This is a genomic window from Burkholderia sp. AcTa6-5 (assembly GCF_017815075.1).
GTDB lineage: Bacteria > Pseudomonadota > Gammaproteobacteria > Burkholderiales > Burkholderiaceae > Burkholderia > Burkholderia sola.
Map to the genome: position 1 here is coordinate 163,727 of NZ_JAGIQE010000003.1, position 15,693 is coordinate 179,419.

General features: G+C 65.0%; 17 protein-coding genes. 6 read left to right on the forward strand and 11 right to left on the reverse strand.

All coding sequences use genetic code 11. From position 1 onward, the window contains the following. Positions 1–63 precede the first annotated feature (63 nt). Positions 64–687, forward strand: coding sequence for a TetR/AcrR family transcriptional regulator (locus J8I33_RS05835; protein WP_050017471.1), 624 nt, complete (start codon positions 64–66; stop codon positions 685–687). A 30-nt stretch (positions 688–717) separates the two neighbouring features. Here the strand turns inward: J8I33_RS05835 and eco are convergent, their stop codons facing one another. Beyond that, the gene (gene eco / locus J8I33_RS05840; RefSeq protein ID WP_209933823.1) at positions 718–1,218 is read right to left on the reverse strand and encodes a serine protease inhibitor ecotin; all 501 of its coding nucleotides are present in this window, start codon (positions 1,216–1,218) and stop codon (positions 718–720) included. A gap of 143 nt (positions 1,219–1,361) precedes the next feature. Between eco and J8I33_RS05845 the strand changes: the two genes are divergently transcribed. After that, entirely contained in the window at positions 1,362–1,676 is a 315-nt protein-coding gene (locus J8I33_RS05845) for a hypothetical protein (RefSeq protein WP_050017469.1), read from the forward strand. A 185-nt stretch (positions 1,677–1,861) separates the two neighbouring features. On the opposite strand, the gene J8I33_RS05850 is transcribed toward J8I33_RS05845, so the two are convergent. Continuing rightward, on the reverse strand, positions 1,862–2,263 hold the full coding sequence (locus J8I33_RS05850; RefSeq protein ID WP_050017468.1) for a hypothetical protein: 402 nt from the start codon (positions 2,261–2,263) through the stop codon (positions 1,862–1,864). Between the two features lie 117 nt (positions 2,264–2,380). On the opposite strand from J8I33_RS05850, the gene J8I33_RS05855 reads away from it, so the two are divergent. Further along, positions 2,381–2,761 carry a DUF5594 family protein gene (locus tag J8I33_RS05855; RefSeq protein WP_209926416.1) on the forward strand — a complete coding sequence of 127 codons (381 nt, stop codon included), beginning with the start codon at positions 2,381–2,383 and terminating at the stop codon, positions 2,759–2,761. A 182-nt stretch (positions 2,762–2,943) separates the two neighbouring features. After that, positions 2,944–4,311 carry an MFS transporter gene (locus tag J8I33_RS05860; RefSeq protein ID WP_050017466.1) on the forward strand — a complete coding sequence of 456 codons (1,368 nt, stop codon included), beginning with the start codon at positions 2,944–2,946 and terminating at the stop codon, positions 4,309–4,311. Positions 4,312–4,341: 30 nt separating this feature from the next. On the opposite strand, the gene J8I33_RS05865 is transcribed toward J8I33_RS05860, so the two are convergent. The 3 genes from J8I33_RS05865 to J8I33_RS34420 form a co-directional block, all read right to left on the reverse strand. Beyond that, positions 4,342–4,935 (reverse strand): AAA family ATPase, encoded by a 594-nt coding sequence (locus J8I33_RS05865; RefSeq protein WP_089488721.1) that lies wholly within the window; start codon positions 4,933–4,935, stop codon positions 4,342–4,344. Then, positions 4,928–6,349: an alpha,alpha-trehalose-phosphate synthase (UDP-forming) gene (otsA, locus tag J8I33_RS05870; protein ID WP_209926415.1), complete on the reverse strand. Its 1,422-nt coding sequence runs from the start codon at positions 6,347–6,349 to the stop codon at positions 4,928–4,930. Before otsA ends, J8I33_RS05865 begins: the two co-directional genes overlap by 8 nt. Before the next feature lie 138 nt (positions 6,350–6,487). Beyond that, the gene (locus J8I33_RS34420) at positions 6,488–6,697 is read right to left on the reverse strand and encodes a hypothetical protein (protein WP_080334377.1); all 210 of its coding nucleotides are present in this window, start codon (positions 6,695–6,697) and stop codon (positions 6,488–6,490) included. Between the two features lie 288 nt (positions 6,698–6,985). Between J8I33_RS34420 and J8I33_RS05875 the strand changes: the two genes are divergently transcribed. After that, positions 6,986–7,537: a hypothetical protein gene (locus tag J8I33_RS05875; RefSeq protein WP_050017463.1), complete on the forward strand. Its 552-nt coding sequence runs from the start codon at positions 6,986–6,988 to the stop codon at positions 7,535–7,537. After that, a complete protein-coding gene (locus J8I33_RS05880; RefSeq protein ID WP_050017462.1) occupies positions 7,534–8,028 on the forward strand; it encodes a hypothetical protein in 495 nt (164 codons plus the stop codon). The genes J8I33_RS05875 and J8I33_RS05880 overlap by 4 nt, the downstream gene beginning before the upstream one ends. A gap of 69 nt (positions 8,029–8,097) precedes the next feature. On the opposite strand, the gene J8I33_RS05885 is transcribed toward J8I33_RS05880, so the two are convergent. The 6 genes from J8I33_RS05885 to J8I33_RS05910 all read right to left on the reverse strand — a co-directional run bounded on the left by J8I33_RS05885 (position 8,098) and on the right by J8I33_RS05910 (position 15,422). Beyond that, positions 8,098–8,580 (reverse strand): tetratricopeptide repeat protein, encoded by a 483-nt coding sequence (locus tag J8I33_RS05885; RefSeq protein WP_050017461.1) that lies wholly within the window; start codon positions 8,578–8,580, stop codon positions 8,098–8,100. Positions 8,581–8,652: 72 nt separating this feature from the next. Further along, entirely contained in the window at positions 8,653–9,288 is a 636-nt protein-coding gene (locus tag J8I33_RS05890) for a hypothetical protein (RefSeq protein ID WP_235356304.1), read from the reverse strand. Between the two features lie 50 nt (positions 9,289–9,338). Beyond that, positions 9,339–10,715 (reverse strand): PAAR domain-containing protein, encoded by a 1,377-nt coding sequence (locus J8I33_RS05895; RefSeq protein ID WP_209933829.1) that lies wholly within the window; start codon positions 10,713–10,715, stop codon positions 9,339–9,341. Between the two features lie 12 nt (positions 10,716–10,727). Beyond that, on the reverse strand, positions 10,728–11,543 hold the full coding sequence (locus tag J8I33_RS05900) for a DcrB-related protein (RefSeq protein WP_209933836.1): 816 nt from the start codon (positions 11,541–11,543) through the stop codon (positions 10,728–10,730). Between the two features lie 97 nt (positions 11,544–11,640). Continuing rightward, entirely contained in the window at positions 11,641–12,327 is a 687-nt protein-coding gene (locus J8I33_RS05905) for an ankyrin repeat domain-containing protein (protein ID WP_244140589.1), read from the reverse strand. Positions 12,328–12,422: 95 nt separating this feature from the next. Further along, positions 12,423–15,422 (reverse strand): type VI secretion system Vgr family protein, encoded by a 3,000-nt coding sequence (locus J8I33_RS05910; protein ID WP_209933844.1) that lies wholly within the window; start codon positions 15,420–15,422, stop codon positions 12,423–12,425. Between the last annotated feature and the right edge of the window lie 271 nt (positions 15,423–15,693).

The window sequence follows — 15,693 nt, forward strand, 5'->3', positions numbered from 1 at the left end:
CGCCGCACAGTCAATTGATTTATTTTATCGATCGATACAGATATCGACGAAGGAACGGACGCAATGGCTGAACGAGGCCGACCGAGAAGCTTCGACAAGGAAGCGGCGCTGGATCGCGCGATGGAGGTGTTCTGGCGTCTCGGCTACGAAGGCGCGTCGATGACGGACCTGACGGCCGCGATGGGCATCGCGTCGCCGAGCCTGTATGCGGCCTTCGGCAGCAAGGAAGCGTTGTTCCGGCAAGCGCTCGAGCATTACCGCGCAACCGAGGGGCGAGAAATCTGGGGCGGTGTCGAACGGGCGGCCAGCGCGCGCGACGCCGTGCAGAGTTACCTGATGGATACCGCACGCGTGTTCACGCGGCGCTCGAAGCCGGCCGGCTGCCTGATCGTGCTGTCGGCGCTGCATCCGGCCGAACGTTCCGATATGGTCCGGCAAACGTTGATCGCGATGCGCGAGGGCACGGTCGACGCGCTGCGGGAACGCCTCGTGCAAGGCGTCGCGGCAGGCGAAATATCAACGCACGCGAACCTCGACGCGATCGCGCGCTACTACGTGACGGTCCAGCAGGGCATGTCGATCCAGGCGCGCGACGGCGCGAGCCGCCGCGATCTGGAGGCCGTCGCACAGGCCGCGCTGGCCGCATGGCCGGCGCTCGTCGGCACGAGCAGCGCGGCCGGTGTATAGGTAGCGGCAGGACACCGCCGAAAGGAAAGATTACTGCTTCGCCGCTTGCTGCACGTCTTTCGACGCATGCCACACGCGATAGCGCACGTCGAAACCGTCCGGTACATAGACGACGAGCGGCAGGCGGCTGTTGTAGCGCAGCAGTTGACCGTCACTGCGCACCTGCACGAACCGTTGCTGCGGCGCCTGGCCCGGGCACGCCATCAGTGTCGACGCCGGCCCCTTCACGTCGGTGAGCCGGTAGTACGTATAGCCCCAGCCCTTCACGTCCTCGGCAGTCAGCTCGCCGCCGAACCACTGCTGGTTGCAGTCGGTCTGCAGCGTCTTGCCGATCATCAGCTCGACGCGCGCATCACCCTCGTTCTCGAGCGCGGGCAACGCGATCACGACGCGCTGCTGGCCGGTCGCCGCCTGCGGAAACATCTTGAACGACTCGGCCGACACGGCGGGCGCGGAGGCCGGCGCGGCCGCGCATGCGGCGGCGGTTGTCACGCAGAAGGCGGCCAGCGCGGCCCGGATCGCGAATTTCATTGATGTGCTCCTGAAAAACAAATGAGCCCCCGATGCTAACACTTTCGTCACACGACCTTACGAGGCCGTAATTTGGCGACACAATTGCAAACAGCCGGCAATCCCCGGGCGCGGTACTTATAGCGGAACCAACGGAGAACATCATGCTGAAGCTCATTGCTGCCGCCGGCGTCGCCACCCTGCTGGCCGGCTGCGTCGTCGCCCCGGACGCCGGATACGGCTACGGGCAGCCTTACTATTCCGATCCCGGCTATGCGTACGCGCCGTCCCCCGTGTACGGCACGGTCAATATCTGGGGCGGTGGCGGCGGACGCGACTGGGATCGCGGCCGCCGCGACTACCATCGCTGGGACGGCGATCGCGGCGATCGCGGCAACCGCGGCAACGGCTGGGGCCGCGGCGGCGGACACCGCGGCGACTGGAACGAAGGCGGCGGTGGCGGCGGTCATCGCCACTGACGCGCAATTGCAACCGTTTGTATCCGCGCACGGCGCGCCGAAGGCCGGCGGCGCATCGCTCCGGCCAACGAACCGGCCGCACAAAACGACAAAGGCCCTCGCATCGAGCGAGGGCCTTTCGTCGTCCGGCCCGGCGAAGCGAGCATCGACGGGTAACGGCCAACCGGCCCGAAACCCGCGCGCGCTCACCAGCCGGCAGGCCGCGCGTAGCCGCCCTGCACCGGCGCCCCGCACACGTACGCGCGCTGGTAACGGTCGTAGCAATAGTTCGGGCCGTCGTCCTGGTACTGCGCCTGCTGATAGGTCGGGTAGGCAGGCTGCTGGTACGCGGGCGCCTGGTAGTACGTCGGCGGCTGATAGGCCGGCGCCTGGTACGCGGGCGCCTGATACGCGACGGGCGGATTCATCGCGGACGTCACGATCGCGCCGAGCACCGCGCCGCCGATCAATGCGCCGATGACGGCGCCGCCATCGCGGCCGTGCGCGGACGCCGGGCCCGCGACCGCGAGCGAACCGGCAAGGACACACACTGCGGCAATCTTTTTCATGATGGACTCCCACGCGAAGTGGTACTGGATGCGATGCATTGTGGCGGGACGCGGCCGTAATAGATGCAGCAAGTGGTAACGCGCGATTACCGGTATCGCTCGCGCCGAAACGCGTCGTCGCCGTGCTACGATTTTCGGCAGACAGGAGACGCCTTCATGCAGCCCGAAACCGCCCGCCGTTTCGATACCGAATTCGCACCGCGCATCGCGCAGGCGATCGCCGCATTCTTCGCCGATCACGTTCAGACCGACGTCGTCCCCTATGGCGGGCACGGGCACCCGACGCGCGTGCAGATCCGCAGCGCGCCGCACGAGCACGTGAGCGGCTTCGTGTATCCGCTGAACCTGGAACTGACCTGGGACACCGACGAAATCGAGCGGCTGATGGAGCCGGACGGCCCGCAGCGCTTCGAGCACTATCTCGCCGCGTTGCCGAAAAAGCTGAGCGCATGGCAAAGCGCACGCGACATCGATCTCGCGTCGCGCACGCAGGGCGACCCGCTCGTGCGGCTCGGCGGTCTCGACTTCGAAGGCTGAATGCGCGCGCCAGCAGGCCCCCGCGCGACCTGGCGTCGCGCGATGCGGCCCGGTGATACACTCGACCGGCCCCGTTCCGGCGCAGCCGCGCCGGCCGGGCCGTTCATCGCCGCCGCCCCTGCACATGGTTGCGCACGCAACCGGCCCGCGGGCGCGCGGACAACCACGCTCTCGCTCCCGTCATGAACGCCGATACCGGCCTGCCGCTTCCGCAACGCTACTGGGCGATCGTCTGCGTCGCCCTGGGCATCACGCTCGCCGTGCTCGACGGCGCCATCGCGAACGTCGCATTGCCGACCATCGCGCGCGACCTGCACGCGTCCGACGCCGCGTCGATCTGGATCGTCAACGCGTACCAGCTCGCGGTCACGATCACGCTGCTGCCGCTCGCGTCGCTCGGCGAACGCATCGGCTATCGCCGCGTCTACATCGCCGGCCTCGCGTTGTTCACCGCGGCATCGCTGGGCTGCGCGCTCGCCGGCTCGCTGCCGATGCTGGCGGTGATGCGCGTGATCCAGGGGTTCGGCGCGGCCGGCATCATGAGCGTCAACGCGGCGCTCGTGCGAATGATCTACCCATCGTCGATGCTGGGGCGCGGGTTGTCGCTCAACGCGATGGTGGTCGCGCTGTCGTCGGCGATCGGGCCGACGGTCGCGTCCGCGATCCTGTCGTTCGCGTCGTGGCCGTGGCTGTTCGCGGTCAACGTGCCGATCGGCATCGCGGCCGTGCTCGGCAGCGTGCGCGCGCTGCCGGCCAACCCGCTGCACGACGCGCCGTACGACTTCGCGAGCGCGCTGATGAACGCCTGCGTGTTCGGCCTCTTGATCACGGCCGTCGACGGGCTCGGTCACGGCGAAAGTCATGCGTACGTCGCGGCCGAACTGGCCGTCGCATTCGTGGTCGGCTACTTCTTCGTGAAGCGCCAGTTGTCGCAGCCCGCGCCGCTGCTGCCGGTCGACCTGATGCGCATCCCGATGTTCGCGCTGTCGGTCTACACGTCGACGGCGTCGTTCACGTCGCAGATGCTCGCGTTCGTCGCGCTGCCGTTCTGGCTGCAGAATTCACTCGGTTTCTCGCAGGTCGAGACGGGCCTCTACATGACGCCGTGGCCGCTCGTGATCGTGTTCGCCGCGCCGCTCGCGGGCGTGCTGTCGGACCGCTATTCGGCCGGCATCCTCGGCGGGATCGGGCTGGCGCTGTTCGCCGCCGGCTTGCTGTCGCTCGCGACGATCGGCGCGCACCCGGGCACGGTCGACATCGTGTGGCGGATGGCGCTGTGCGGCGCGGGCTTCGGGCTGTTCCAGTCGCCGAACAACCGCGCGATGCTGTCGTCGGCGCCGCGCGAGCGCAGCGGCGGCGCCGGCGGCATGCTGAGCACCGCGCGCCTGACCGGTCAGACGCTCGGCGCCGCGCTGGTCGCGCTGATTTTCGGGCTCGCGCCCGACCGCGGACCGACGATCGCACTCTATGTCGCCACGGTGTTCGCGGCGGTGGCCGCGGTCGTCAGCCTGCTGCGCATCGCGTCGCCGCGGCCGGACACGGCGGCCTGACACCGTCGTGCGCCGCACCCGCGTCGGGCGTCATGCGGCGTCGAGCGCGTCCATCACGAAGCGCACGCGCGCCTTCACGCTCACGCGCGGCAACTCGATCAACCGATAGCCGTACGACGTATAGCACTCGACCATCGCGTCATGGGTGCGCACCGCTTCCGCGAAATCCTGCCGACGCTCGGCGTCCTGCGCATAGATGTCGGGCCAAGGCGGCGCGATGAACACGCGCCGGTGATAGCGGAAACGCCGCGCCGCGGCTTCCGCGTGCGCGGGTACCGCCAATCCGGTCAGCTTCAGATAGCCGATCACGTCCGGCACGCCGCGGTCGAAGAACACCGGCCCGCGCGCCTGCCGCGCGAGATGGTAGGACCGCATCTCCCAGCCCAGCATCAACTCGGCGAACGCTGCCGGGTCGCGCCACGGCAGTGCTGGACCGTCGACGGCCATCTGGTCGCGGATCACGCCGCGTCCGGCTTCCTGCGAGCGTGCGAACCCGGCGCGCTCGAGCGCATCGAGCAACGTGCTCTTGCCCGAACCGGGGCCGCCCGTCACGACGAAGAAACGGCCGGCCGTATCGCCTGCCGTTTCTTCGTCGCTGCCGGCGCCCGGCGCGCACTCACGCATGCGCGACCCGCCGGCCCGCGCGCTGCGTGACCGACGCCGCCGCGGCGACACTGCGCAAGTCGGCGACGAACGTGTCGCGCCACACCGACAGGTCGTTCTCGCGCAACCGCGCGAGATTCTCCTCATGACGCGCCTGCCGCTCCGCGAGCGGCATCGATAGCGCACGTTCGAGCGCCTCGGCCATCTGCGACAGGTCGTACGGATTGACGAGCAGCGCGCCGGTCAGCTCGGCTGCCGCGCCCGCGAACTCCGACAGCACGAGCACGCCCGGATCGGCCGGATCCTGCGACGCGACGTATTCCTTCGCGACGAGATTCATCCCGTCGCGCAACGGCGTCACGTAGCCGACCTGCGACATCCGGAAGAACGCCATCAGCAGGTTGCGCTCGTACTTCCGGTTCAGGTACTGGATCGGCGTCCAGTCGAGTTGCGAGAAGCGGCCGTTGATGCGGCCGGCCTCGCCTTCGAGCGTTTCGCGGATCTGCTGGTAGGTCTGCACGTCGGAACGCGTCGGCGGCGCGATCTGCAGCAGCGACACGCGCCCCTGCCAGCCCGGCGCATTCGCGAGCATCCGTTCGAACGACTGGAAGCGCTCGACGAGCCCCTTCGAGTAATCGAGGCGGTCGACGCTCATCACCAGCTTGCGGTCGCCGAGCGCCTCGCGCAGCATCTTCACCGGCTTGCGCGTGCCGTACTGGACGGCCGCCTGCGCGATCGCGTCGGGATGCACGCCGATCGGATAGGCCGCGACCTTCACGACGCGGCCGTGCGCGTGCAGCATCCCGTCCTCGCTCGCCGCGCCGATGCCGCGCCGCTCGATGTAGTCGGTGAACGCCTGTTTGTCGGCGTCGGTCTGGAAGCCCGCGACGTCGTACGCGCACATGAACTTCACAAGTTCCTCGTGCGGCGGCACGAGGCGCAGCATGTCGGGCGACGGAAACGGGATGTGCAGGAAGAAGCCGATCGGGTTCTTCACGCCGAGCTCGCGCAGGCAGTGCGCGAACGGCAGCAGGTGGTAGTCGTGCACCCAGATCAAGTCGTCCGGACGCAGCAGCGCGGCGAGCTGCTTCGCGAGCATCGCGTTCACGCGCAGATAACCGGCGTACTCCTGCCGATCGAAGCGTGCGAGATCGCCGCGGTAATGGAACACCGGCCACAGCGTCGCGTTCGAGAAGCCGCGGTAGTACTGGTCGTAGTCGCGCCGGGTCAGTCCAACCGTCGCATACGTCACGTTGCCGTCCCGCTGGATCGCGGGCTCGGCATCCGGCGCCCCGACGATCTCGCCGTTCCAGCCGAACCAGACGCCGCCCGTTTCCTTCAGCGCGTCCATCACGCCGACGGCCAGGCCGCCCGCGCTTGGGCGCGTGTCCTCGCCGGCGGCGACACGATTCGATACCACGATCAATCTGCTCATGCGACTTCCCCTCCTCGATTCGATTGGCTGGCGCGCGACGCACGCCAAAGCAGGCGCGGCGGCCCGAAGGCGGCCGCGCGGCGACTCAGTTCCGAGAATTGCAATGAAATACGGCGATGGAATGCGGCGACGACCGTATCAAGCGTCCTGCTCCTGACCGAGGTCGCGTTGATAGTCGAGCCCTTCCGGGCGAGCACCGCCCTGGTTGTGATCGCCGTCCGACGGTGTCTCGTCCGGCGCGCCCGCAGGCGGTGCCGAAGGCGCGTCGGTCCGCGGACGCGGCGGCACTTCCGGATGGTCGGCCGCCGCGACGGGGGGCCGGGGTGACAACCGTTTCGAACGGCGCATGGTTGGGTGTCTCATATGCGGCGCGGCTCGAGGCCGTCGTAGAAACATTCCATAGCAAAATAGTCTAGGTCGCTTGATCGCATCCGAAGGTAACAATTACCTTCAATTTGTAACGTTTCGACCCCTCGCCGATCATCTATCCGACAATAACGCCGCCCGCGCGCACGCGGCGCGCCGCACGGCGATTTGTCAAAGCTTTGCAGTTTTCCTATGACAATTGCGAAACAATGACGCGGCATCAGGGCGTGCACGCGCCGCCGCTCACCCAGACAGGACTTGCACTCAGGGATGAACATTCGTTTCGAATCGCCGCGCCGGGCCACGCCGGCGCGCGTCGTGCTGGCCGTGATCGCCACGGCCGCACTGCTGTCCGGCTGCAATTCGCTGTACAGCGAAGGCGCGACGGCCGGCGCCGGTATCGCGGGCGCCGCGATCGCCTCCAAGGTCACCAACAACGCCGCCGTCGCGACGGGCATCGGCCTCGGCGCCGTCGCCGGCGCGCGCGCCGGCGTCCAGTACTCGCAACGCGTCGCGCACCGCTACACGCAGGAGCAGATCGCGAAGGCGGCCGGGCCGCTCGACGTCGGCGGTGTCGCGCCGTGGTCGACGCACCATTCGTTCCCGATCGAGGACGACGAGCAGGGCCGCGTGACGGTCAGCCGGATGATCAGCGTCGGTCCGCTCGACTGCAAGGAAATCGTGTTCGCGGTCGATACGCCGGCGAAGGCCGACAAGGCCGCGCAATCGGCGTTCTACGTCGCCACGATCTGCCGCGACGGGCCCGTGTGGAAATGGGCATCGGCGGAACCGGCGACCGAACGCTGGGGCGCGCTGCAATGAGCGTCGCGATCCGTATCGCGGCGATCGGCGCGCTGTGCGCGGCGACGGTCGCGCTGTCGGGCTGCGGGTCGGTCGGCGCCGCCAGCGGCGCGCTGGCCGGCGCGGCGACCGGCCTCGTCACCGCGAACCCGGCGGTCGGCGTCGGCGTCGGCATTGCCGTGCAGGCCGCGACCGACGAAGCCGTCAACCGCACGATGAAGCAACTCCATCAGAATCAGCAGGACGCGATCGCAAAGACGGCCGGCAGTCTCGCCGTCGGCGAAGTGAAGCCGTGGAAGGTGAAGAACACGCTGCCGCTCGAAAACGGCGAAGGCGAAGTGCGCGTCACGCGCGCGTACTCGTCGGCGCTCGCGCTGTGCAAGGAATTCGCGTTCTCGGTGAAGGACGGCGACAAGGCCGACTGGTATTTCGCGAATGCGTGCCAGCAAGGCACGCACTGGAAATGGGCGTCGGCGGAGCCGGCCGTTGATCGGTGGGGGAATTTGCAGTAATCGCGCGATGCGCCGCGCGTCATCGTGCGCGGCGCCCGTGGCGCTCTGCGTGCTCGCGACCTGCCGTGGTTACAGACGCGCGCGAAGCTGCGCCACCCTTTCCTTGATCTTCGCGGACAGCGCATCGTCCGGGTTGTAAGTCAGGCATCGCTCGAGATCGGCGATCGACGCATTGATATCGCCCAGCGTCTCGTATGCCCTGGCGCGATTGAAATAGACGAAAGGCTGGTCGGGATTGAGCTTCAGCGCCTTGTCGAAGTAATCGAGCGACTTCTGGTAGGCACCGCCTTCGAGGTAAATCGTCGCGAGCGTGCAATACGCCGATGGGTCCGTGTACCCCAGCTCGATGGCCCGGTTCAGATCGTTCAGCGCGAGATCCGTCTTCTTGATCATCGCGAAGGTCGTGCCGCGATCCGCATACGTCGCCGCGTCTTCCGGCGCCACTTTCAGGATGTCGCCGTACAGTCCAAGCGCATCCTCGATGCGCCCCTGCGACACGAATCCGCGTGCCCGCATGCGCATCGGTGAAAAATCGGGATTCTTATCGGTCATTCAATTTAACCATAGAAAATTTCGTGCGAACCTGGGTATACCGACCATCCAACATGCTTATCCGCCGGGCGATCAAATCGATGCGCCCGTACGTTGATTAAACGCGGCCCGCATGACGTCTGGGCTGATCATCTCCATGCGGCTCAACTCGGCAAGGACCGCCGCGAGAATGGCATCGACCCCAGGATCCACAGCTCTCATCTGCTTCAACAAAGAAGGCTGGAAGGCCTCATCCTCATTAATGCCCGACTCCCCGGTCTGGCGCCGCGCACGATACAGCACGCCGACCCAATAGCGAATGCGCTCGAGTGGACTCCACCCAGCATAAGTACTTGGAAACTTCGCTTTTTCGATTGCTTGCCGAACGACGGTCTCGACTTCAGCAAGAAACCGCATGAAGAACATCTGCTCCCCAACTGCAAGCTTCGACGACGTAATTGGATCGTATGCCGTATACGTCTCATAGCGAACGTCGGTATGGACCCCAAGTCTATTGCCTACTTTGACTCGGATCCCGTCCCGCAGAACAATCTCCCGCTCCGCAGGAAATCGCGCTTCACGCTCGCTGCGTGACAGAAAACGCCCCAATTTTGACGAATATTCGACCTCATGCTGACTGCCGATTTTCGAGTCGGAATACCAAACGACGATCGTTTGAGACTCTGCATTCTCGAACGCCTTCAAAAAAATGGCCTCGGGAATCAACACTCTCAATGCTGAAGGTAGCGAGGAGTAAGGTAGTCTGTCCCGCTTCAACATCACAATTGCTCCAAAATAACTCGTCCGAATTCATCCACCCCTACCACCTCAAACTTCACACCTGGAGGTATCACCGTTTCTGATGAATAAACCGGCTTCCCGATCAGACCGTGGTAATGTACTCCGAACGCAAGATCCGAAATATCTTTCGCCTTATCTGTATAAATAACAACATTCCGGTCGCCAACATAAGCGTCACCTTCGGATGGTGCAGTCGACCAGAAATTTGACTCAACCGTTTTCCCCTCAGCAAACCTTGCATCGAATTCCGCCACCGCATCAGTATCTCCCAGACGCCATCCTCGATATTGCGTCGGAGACGAATTTGGCATCTTGTCGAGACCCGACTGAATGATAGAACTCAATCCCTCTGCTTCCGGGCTACCACCCGCCAACAGTGTCTCATTCAGGTCCCGATAGAATAGCTTCGTCGTGTAACCAAATATCCCGTGCGCTTCGTCTGGCGTCAGACCATGCTTATCGACTGCCTTGCCGATAAGATCCTGATACGTTGCACCTTGATCGTTCATTTGCTTGTAGAACCCTTCGATTTCCGTCGGCGACTTCCCGGTAAATTTCGATACCGCGCTGAGATAGTCTGGCGCTGCAGATAGTTCTCCTGGATTGACTGTCACCGGAACTTCCGGAGTCGCTCGGCCCAAAAGACCAACGCCCCCCTTTGTTCCAGCATACCCGCCCAGCAAGCTTCCTCCAAGCATCGACCACTTCTGCCCGTCCGAACCCTCGCCGAAAATCTTTCCGCCCAGCCACCCGCCAACTTCGCCGCCAAGAAAACCGCCGGCCGCGCCGAGAAGCGCCAGCGCCGGCCCCGCAAGAACGGCCGCGGCAGCAATGCCCACCGCGGCCATCGTCCAGTTCACCCACGCCGGGATCTCGGGATTGAACTCCCCGACCGCCGGGCCACCGATGAACACGTTCGGCGATCCGTCGTTGATCAACGCGCCGCACATCATCCGGTCTTCCTTGCGGCTCGCCGGCTGGCTGTTGATGAACACCGTCGACGAACCCTGCGCGACCACCTGCGGCGGGCCCGCGTGGTCGCTGCACAGCCCGAGGCTCAAAATGGCCCGTATCGCCGGGCGACTGTTGATGAAGACGTTGGGCGAGCCCTTTGTCAGGCTTCCGGTGACGTGCCGCGGCGCCCACGACATCGTGCCCAGCACTTCGCCCAGCCCGCCGCCCGCGGCGGCACCCGCGGCGACCGCGGCAATCACCGTCAACGCCGCACCGCCGGTTGCGACCACCGCCACGGCGCCAATCACCGCGCCGGCAATCATCCCGGCGATCATCCATCCCTTGGACGCCGTATGCGCGATCGGATCGCCGAACCGCGCAGCAGCAAGCAATGTATCCACACGCGCTCCCCGTCAGCCTGCGTTCGCCACCGCGGTCAGATAAGCCCGCACGGCCTCGACGTTCTGCATGCCGACCATGCCCTTCACCGCCGTCACCTCACCGAGTCGATCGCCCAGCGATGCGTGCTCGCTCGAATCCGTCGTCCATAGCGCGAATTGACGGCCGTCCACGGCTCGCCACGCCGGCTGCCCGTGCGGCGCAGGCTGCAGCGCCAGCGGCTCGCCGCCCGAGCCGAAGAACGCGGTGTCGTCGAACATTTCCGTGACGTCGTGCCGGTACAGTTCGGCCATGCCGGTGAGCGCGTACAGCGTCGCGCTCGGCTCGTGCAGCACGAACACGATGCCGGCCGCGTCCTGGCCGAGCGCCGTCGGCGCGAAGGCCGCCCGCTCGGGCCGCGCCAACACGACACCCGCGAGCAGGCTCTTGTATTCCTTGCTCTTGTCCTCCGTGAACGACTTCGGACAGGTACCGATGAAGCTGATCGCCATGCGCTCGCGCCCCGCCTTCGGCGACATCACGACCGTCTGGCGCTGATGCAGCGGCGAGCCTTCCGACACCCACTGGTAATCGATTTCGCGCGCCGTTTCGCCGTCGATTTCCCGGTTTTCAAGGTGCTTCAACTCGAAACGCGGCAGCGACTTGCGCATCTCCGAGACCAATCGCGTCACGAACGTATCGACCGTGTCGTCCGGTTCCATCGGCGCGCGCGACACCACGAAGGTAAATCCGCTGCTTCCTGCTTCGTCGACCGTGAACAGGTGGATCGTCTTGTCTTTGAAGTGCGCCGGCAACTGAATGACGGCATCGTTCATCTGATATTCGGCCATGCTCTTCTCGGTTCGGCCTGCTCATTCGAGCAGGCGCCGGATTGAAACTGTTCGCCGGCGACACAGGCGCCGCCGACGCATCCGTCAGGCGGCAGCGTTACCGTACGCCGGCCGTGACCAGACGCTTGTGAATGGCTTCGATGCGACCCAGTTGCGGCGAGCCTTTCGGCGTCTGTTGCAGTTCGTCGCCGAGGACTTTCGCGTACGCGAGACCGTTGTCGTTCTTCACCGACGGATCGGCGCCGTGCTCGAGCAGATAATCGACGACGTCCCACTGCCGCAGGCGCGTCGCTTCGTAGAGCGCGGTTTCCTTCATCGAATCCCGCAGGTTGACGTTCGCCTTGTGCTCGACCAGCACGCGCATTTGCGGCAACAACGCGTCCTTGCAGGTGGCGAAGAGCAGCGGCGTATCGCCGTCGTACTTGAGATCCGGGCTCATGCCACCGGCCAGCAATGCCCGCAGCAGGTTCGGCGTGTCGGCCCGCGCGGCCAGATACGCGACGTTCGCGCCATTCTCGCCGAACGGCTGTTCAGGCTTGGCGCCGTCCCGGACCAGTTCGCTGACGATCTGAAGGCGCACGTTGGTCGCATCCGTCTTCACCGGCACGGCCTCCTGCACCGCGAACGACAACAGGCTGGCCTTCTTGTTGCCCAGCGCAGCGAGATCCGTATGTGTCGCAAGCGCCTTGACCTGCTCCAGATTCCCGTCGCGAATGGCACGCGCCAGCTCGAGTTGCTGTCCCGTGAAAAAATCTTCGGGCGGGTAACGTTTGAAGTCTGCCATTTTCGTTTCCTGTGCATGAGTCGGCCACCAGAACGGCGACGACAACCCGATTACCGCGACAACCGCGCCCGCGGCGATGACCTTGTTGTATTTCATCAATGTCCCTGAAGTTGGCTCAGCAGCGACGATTGCTGCTCGGCGACGGTCGTATTCAGCCCGCTCGTCACCTGGCCCATCATGTGCCGCTGGACCGTCGTCACGCTGGTGCCCGGAATGGTGATCTGCTCACCGACCGCCTTGGGCATCAGTTGCGACGTCACATCGCTGATCGGGCCCAGCCCACCCTCCTGCGCGCCCGTCAGGATGTCGCCGTCGACGCGATAGTTCGTGATCGACGACGATCGCGGCGTGGCCCCGTACAGCGGCAGCGTTTCAGGATTGAGGCCCGCCGCGTTGAAGGTCGTCGCGCCGGCGCCGCTCGCCTGCGATGCCGCCGACGCCAACCCGCCGCCGAGCGAATGGCCGGTGAGGTCGAGTCCGCCCGCATTTCCCGAACCGTAGACCTTCTTGCCGAGGGTCACGGCGCGATCGTAGTACGGCGAATTGTCGCCGAGCCCCTGGCTGAGGTTGTTCGACCAGTCCTCCTTGACCGTCGGCTGCGTACCCTTGAAGGCCAGCGTCGGCTTCATGCTGTCGCCGAACACCGCCGGATCGGGCGCATAGACCTGTGCGCCGAAATTGCTGCCGGGAATCTGCAGGTCCTGCGGTCGCATGCCGAATTTCTTCAACGCTTCCGGATCGTTCGACACGTTCTTCCATCCCGGCGGCGCCGTGCCCGGCGTGTACACGGCCTCCGCGAGCTTGGCCAGTTGCTGCGCCTTGACCGTCGCCTGGAGCTTGCGTGCCGCGGCCTGCACCTTCGGATCGGCCGAGGCGAGACCCGCCGCGATGATCGCCTGCTGATTGGCCCACTCGATCGCCATCGCCTGCTCGGGCGTCACGAACAGCCCCTGGTTCAGGTGAATCACCGGGCCATCGAGGAAGATGCCGCTCTGATTGATCAGGATGCTCGATGCGCCGTGAGACAGCTTGATGCTGTCCGGCTTGAGCGTCACGATGCTCGCGCCGACCCGATGCTCGATCTCGTCCGTCGCCTGATAGCTCTGCTTGCCCGGCCCGGCATCGCCGGCGAGCGCCTGCACGCCGACGGTGTTGGCCGTCGTGAAGCGCGCCTTCGCGATCTTTTCCGACAGGCTGCCTTCCGCGACATGCTTGCTTTCGTCGCCTTTCAGCACCGACACGTTCCGGGCGCCGGATTCCACCGTGTGCGATTCGCTATCCTTGACGATCGTCTTCATGTCCTTCTGCGCATGCAGAAAGACTTCCTGCGCGCCGTTCACGTCCGAGAACCGCAGCTCGTTGAAGCCCTCGCCCTTATGCGTCTGGCTGCGCATCCCCATCGTCTGGCCGCCGCTGCCGTGATACGGGTTGCCCGACTCGCCGTTGAACACACGGCCGACGACGATAGGGTTGTCCGGATCGCCCTGATTGAACGAGACGAGCACCTCCTGGCCGATCCGCGGGATCGCCGAGCCGCCCCAGCCCTTGCCCGCCCATGGTTGCGATACACGCACCCACATTGAATCGGAACCGTCGAGCTTGCCGCGCCGGTCCCACAGGAAATGCAGCTTGACCCGGCTGCCGTCGGTGTGAATTTCCTCGCCCTTCGGCCCGACCACGATCGCCGACTGCGTACCCTGCATGTGCGGCTTGGGCGTACGCCGCTCGGGCCTGAACGGGATGTCGATCGGCAGGCACGTAAACGTGTTGTGGTACGGCAGTTTCGACGTCTGCTGGGTATAGTCGTTCGCCACCTGGTGACGCACGCGAAGGATCACGAAATCCTTGTTGTTGTAGGCGGACGTGCCGTGATTGACCAGCGTGAAGCGCCCGCTCGTCGTCATCCCGTGCGCATGACCGGCGCCGTTGAAACGATGCGCGAGCGCTTCTTCCGCTTCCATCGCGTAGCACGCGTACCGCTGCCCGTCGTCGCCGTGGTCATACAGCGAATGGAACTGGTAACGCTCGGTCGTCTGGATGTTCGGGTGCTTCAGATTGACGGTCGGCACCTCGACATGCATCAGTTGCGAAGACGGCTGGTTGTAGTTGAAGTCCCGGTACGTGATCTTGCCGACGCGGAAACTGAACGCCTCGTCCCATCGATCGATGCCGTTCTGCTCGCTGGCGGCGCTGCTGGCTTCGTACGGAATGGTCTTCAGGCTCGGAATCGGCTGGAACACCGCGTTGGTGTCGCCGATCACGAGGATGTGCTTGTCCTGTTCGTAGCGGATCGTCCAGATCAGCCCTTCCTGCTCCATCAGGCGCGAGCAGAAACTGTAGTACGACTCATCGTACATGACGATGTATTCGAGTTTCGGACGTTCGCCCTGCATCGTGAACTCGAAATCCGAAAAACCCATCTCGCGGAAAATGTCGCTCAGGATGTCCTGCGGCGTCTGGTTCTGGAAAATCCGGCAATCGGTCGAGCGCGCGAGAAACCAGAACCACGGAACGACCGACATTTCATAGCGGGTCACCGAACCCGATTTTCCGACGCGACCGAACGACGCAACGTAACCGTCGAAATATCGTTTCGTCTCGGTATCCGCCGCCGACGTCACGACGCGCGTCAGACTGAAATTGCGGCTCTGCGGCTCGAGCGTGATCTTGACTCGCTGCCCGACGATTTCCTGCGGTTCGATGTTGTTGCGATGGGAAAGCAGGTCGAGATGGGTTTCAGTCAGCTGATTGACGTGCTCGTCGATGACCGCCGCGCTGACCAGCAGCACGTCCGGGCCGAGCGGCGTTTCGATCGTGATGAAGCGATTGTCCTGGGTCAGGCGCGGAAGCGCGCCCGTCAGGCCGTTGATGGCCTCGGCGATCGATTCGGGGGCCTTGCCCATCAGCGACAAGCCGGTTTGCGCCAGTTGCACCGCGCTCGCGGCACCGCCCAGCAGCCCCGCGCCCGGCATACCGGTCAGCGCGCCCAGTTGGCCCGCCATGCCGGCAAGCGAACCCAGGTTGCTCAAACCGCCGGCCAAGGCCGCACCGCCCCCTCCCATTCCGTCAGGGTTTCCGTTTGCTGCGAAACTCATCATTAACCTCGTTCTTTTTTATCGGGCGGACCCGCCGCGATCTGGACGCTATCGCACCACCAAGGCGCTCTCAGCCGCCTCGGTGGCGCCAAATATATCAAACCGTAGGGAAATTCATAAGCGCTTGTCGGCATTTAGTAGTCGGCGCCGAAAAACGGCCGCTGTCGATCGATTGATCGATCCCCGATATCAGTTGCTGACGGGCGGGCGCGCTCGCGCGCCGATTGAAGCACACCGCACCGATCCGGCATTAAACGCGTGTTGAAGGGGG

Excerpts from the sequence above, each read along its gene's own strand:
- J8I33_RS05835 (WP_050017471.1), top strand. The coding sequence starts at position 64 with ATGGCTGAACGAGGCCGACCGAGAAGCTTCGACAAGGAAGCGGCGCTG.
- eco (WP_209933823.1), bottom strand. The coding sequence starts at position 1,218 with ATGAAATTCGCGATCCGGGCCGCGCTGGCCGCCTTCTGCGTGACAACC.
- J8I33_RS05845 (WP_050017469.1), top strand. The coding sequence starts at position 1,362 with ATGCTGAAGCTCATTGCTGCCGCCGGCGTCGCCACCCTGCTGGCCGGC.
- J8I33_RS05850 (WP_050017468.1), bottom strand. The coding sequence starts at position 2,263 with ATGCATCGCATCCAGTACCACTTCGCGTGGGAGTCCATCATGAAAAAG.
- J8I33_RS05855 (WP_209926416.1), top strand. The coding sequence starts at position 2,381 with ATGCAGCCCGAAACCGCCCGCCGTTTCGATACCGAATTCGCACCGCGC.
- J8I33_RS05860 (WP_050017466.1), top strand. The coding sequence starts at position 2,944 with ATGAACGCCGATACCGGCCTGCCGCTTCCGCAACGCTACTGGGCGATC.
- J8I33_RS05865 (WP_089488721.1), bottom strand. The coding sequence starts at position 4,935 with ATGCGTGAGTGCGCGCCGGGCGCCGGCAGCGACGAAGAAACGGCAGGC.
- otsA (WP_209926415.1), bottom strand. The coding sequence starts at position 6,349 with ATGAGCAGATTGATCGTGGTATCGAATCGTGTCGCCGCCGGCGAGGAC.
- J8I33_RS34420 (WP_080334377.1), bottom strand. The coding sequence starts at position 6,697 with ATGCGCCGTTCGAAACGGTTGTCACCCCGGCCCCCCGTCGCGGCGGCC.
- J8I33_RS05875 (WP_050017463.1), top strand. The coding sequence starts at position 6,986 with ATGAACATTCGTTTCGAATCGCCGCGCCGGGCCACGCCGGCGCGCGTC.
- J8I33_RS05880 (WP_050017462.1), top strand. The coding sequence starts at position 7,534 with ATGAGCGTCGCGATCCGTATCGCGGCGATCGGCGCGCTGTGCGCGGCG.
- J8I33_RS05885 (WP_050017461.1), bottom strand. The coding sequence starts at position 8,580 with ATGACCGATAAGAATCCCGATTTTTCACCGATGCGCATGCGGGCACGC.
- J8I33_RS05900 (WP_209933836.1), bottom strand. The coding sequence starts at position 11,543 with ATGGCCGAATATCAGATGAACGATGCCGTCATTCAGTTGCCGGCGCAC.
- J8I33_RS05905 (WP_244140589.1), bottom strand. The coding sequence starts at position 12,327 with ATGGCAGACTTCAAACGTTACCCGCCCGAAGATTTTTTCACGGGACAG.
- J8I33_RS05910 (WP_209933844.1), bottom strand. The coding sequence starts at position 15,422 with ATGAGTTTCGCAGCAAACGGAAACCCTGACGGAATGGGAGGGGGCGGT.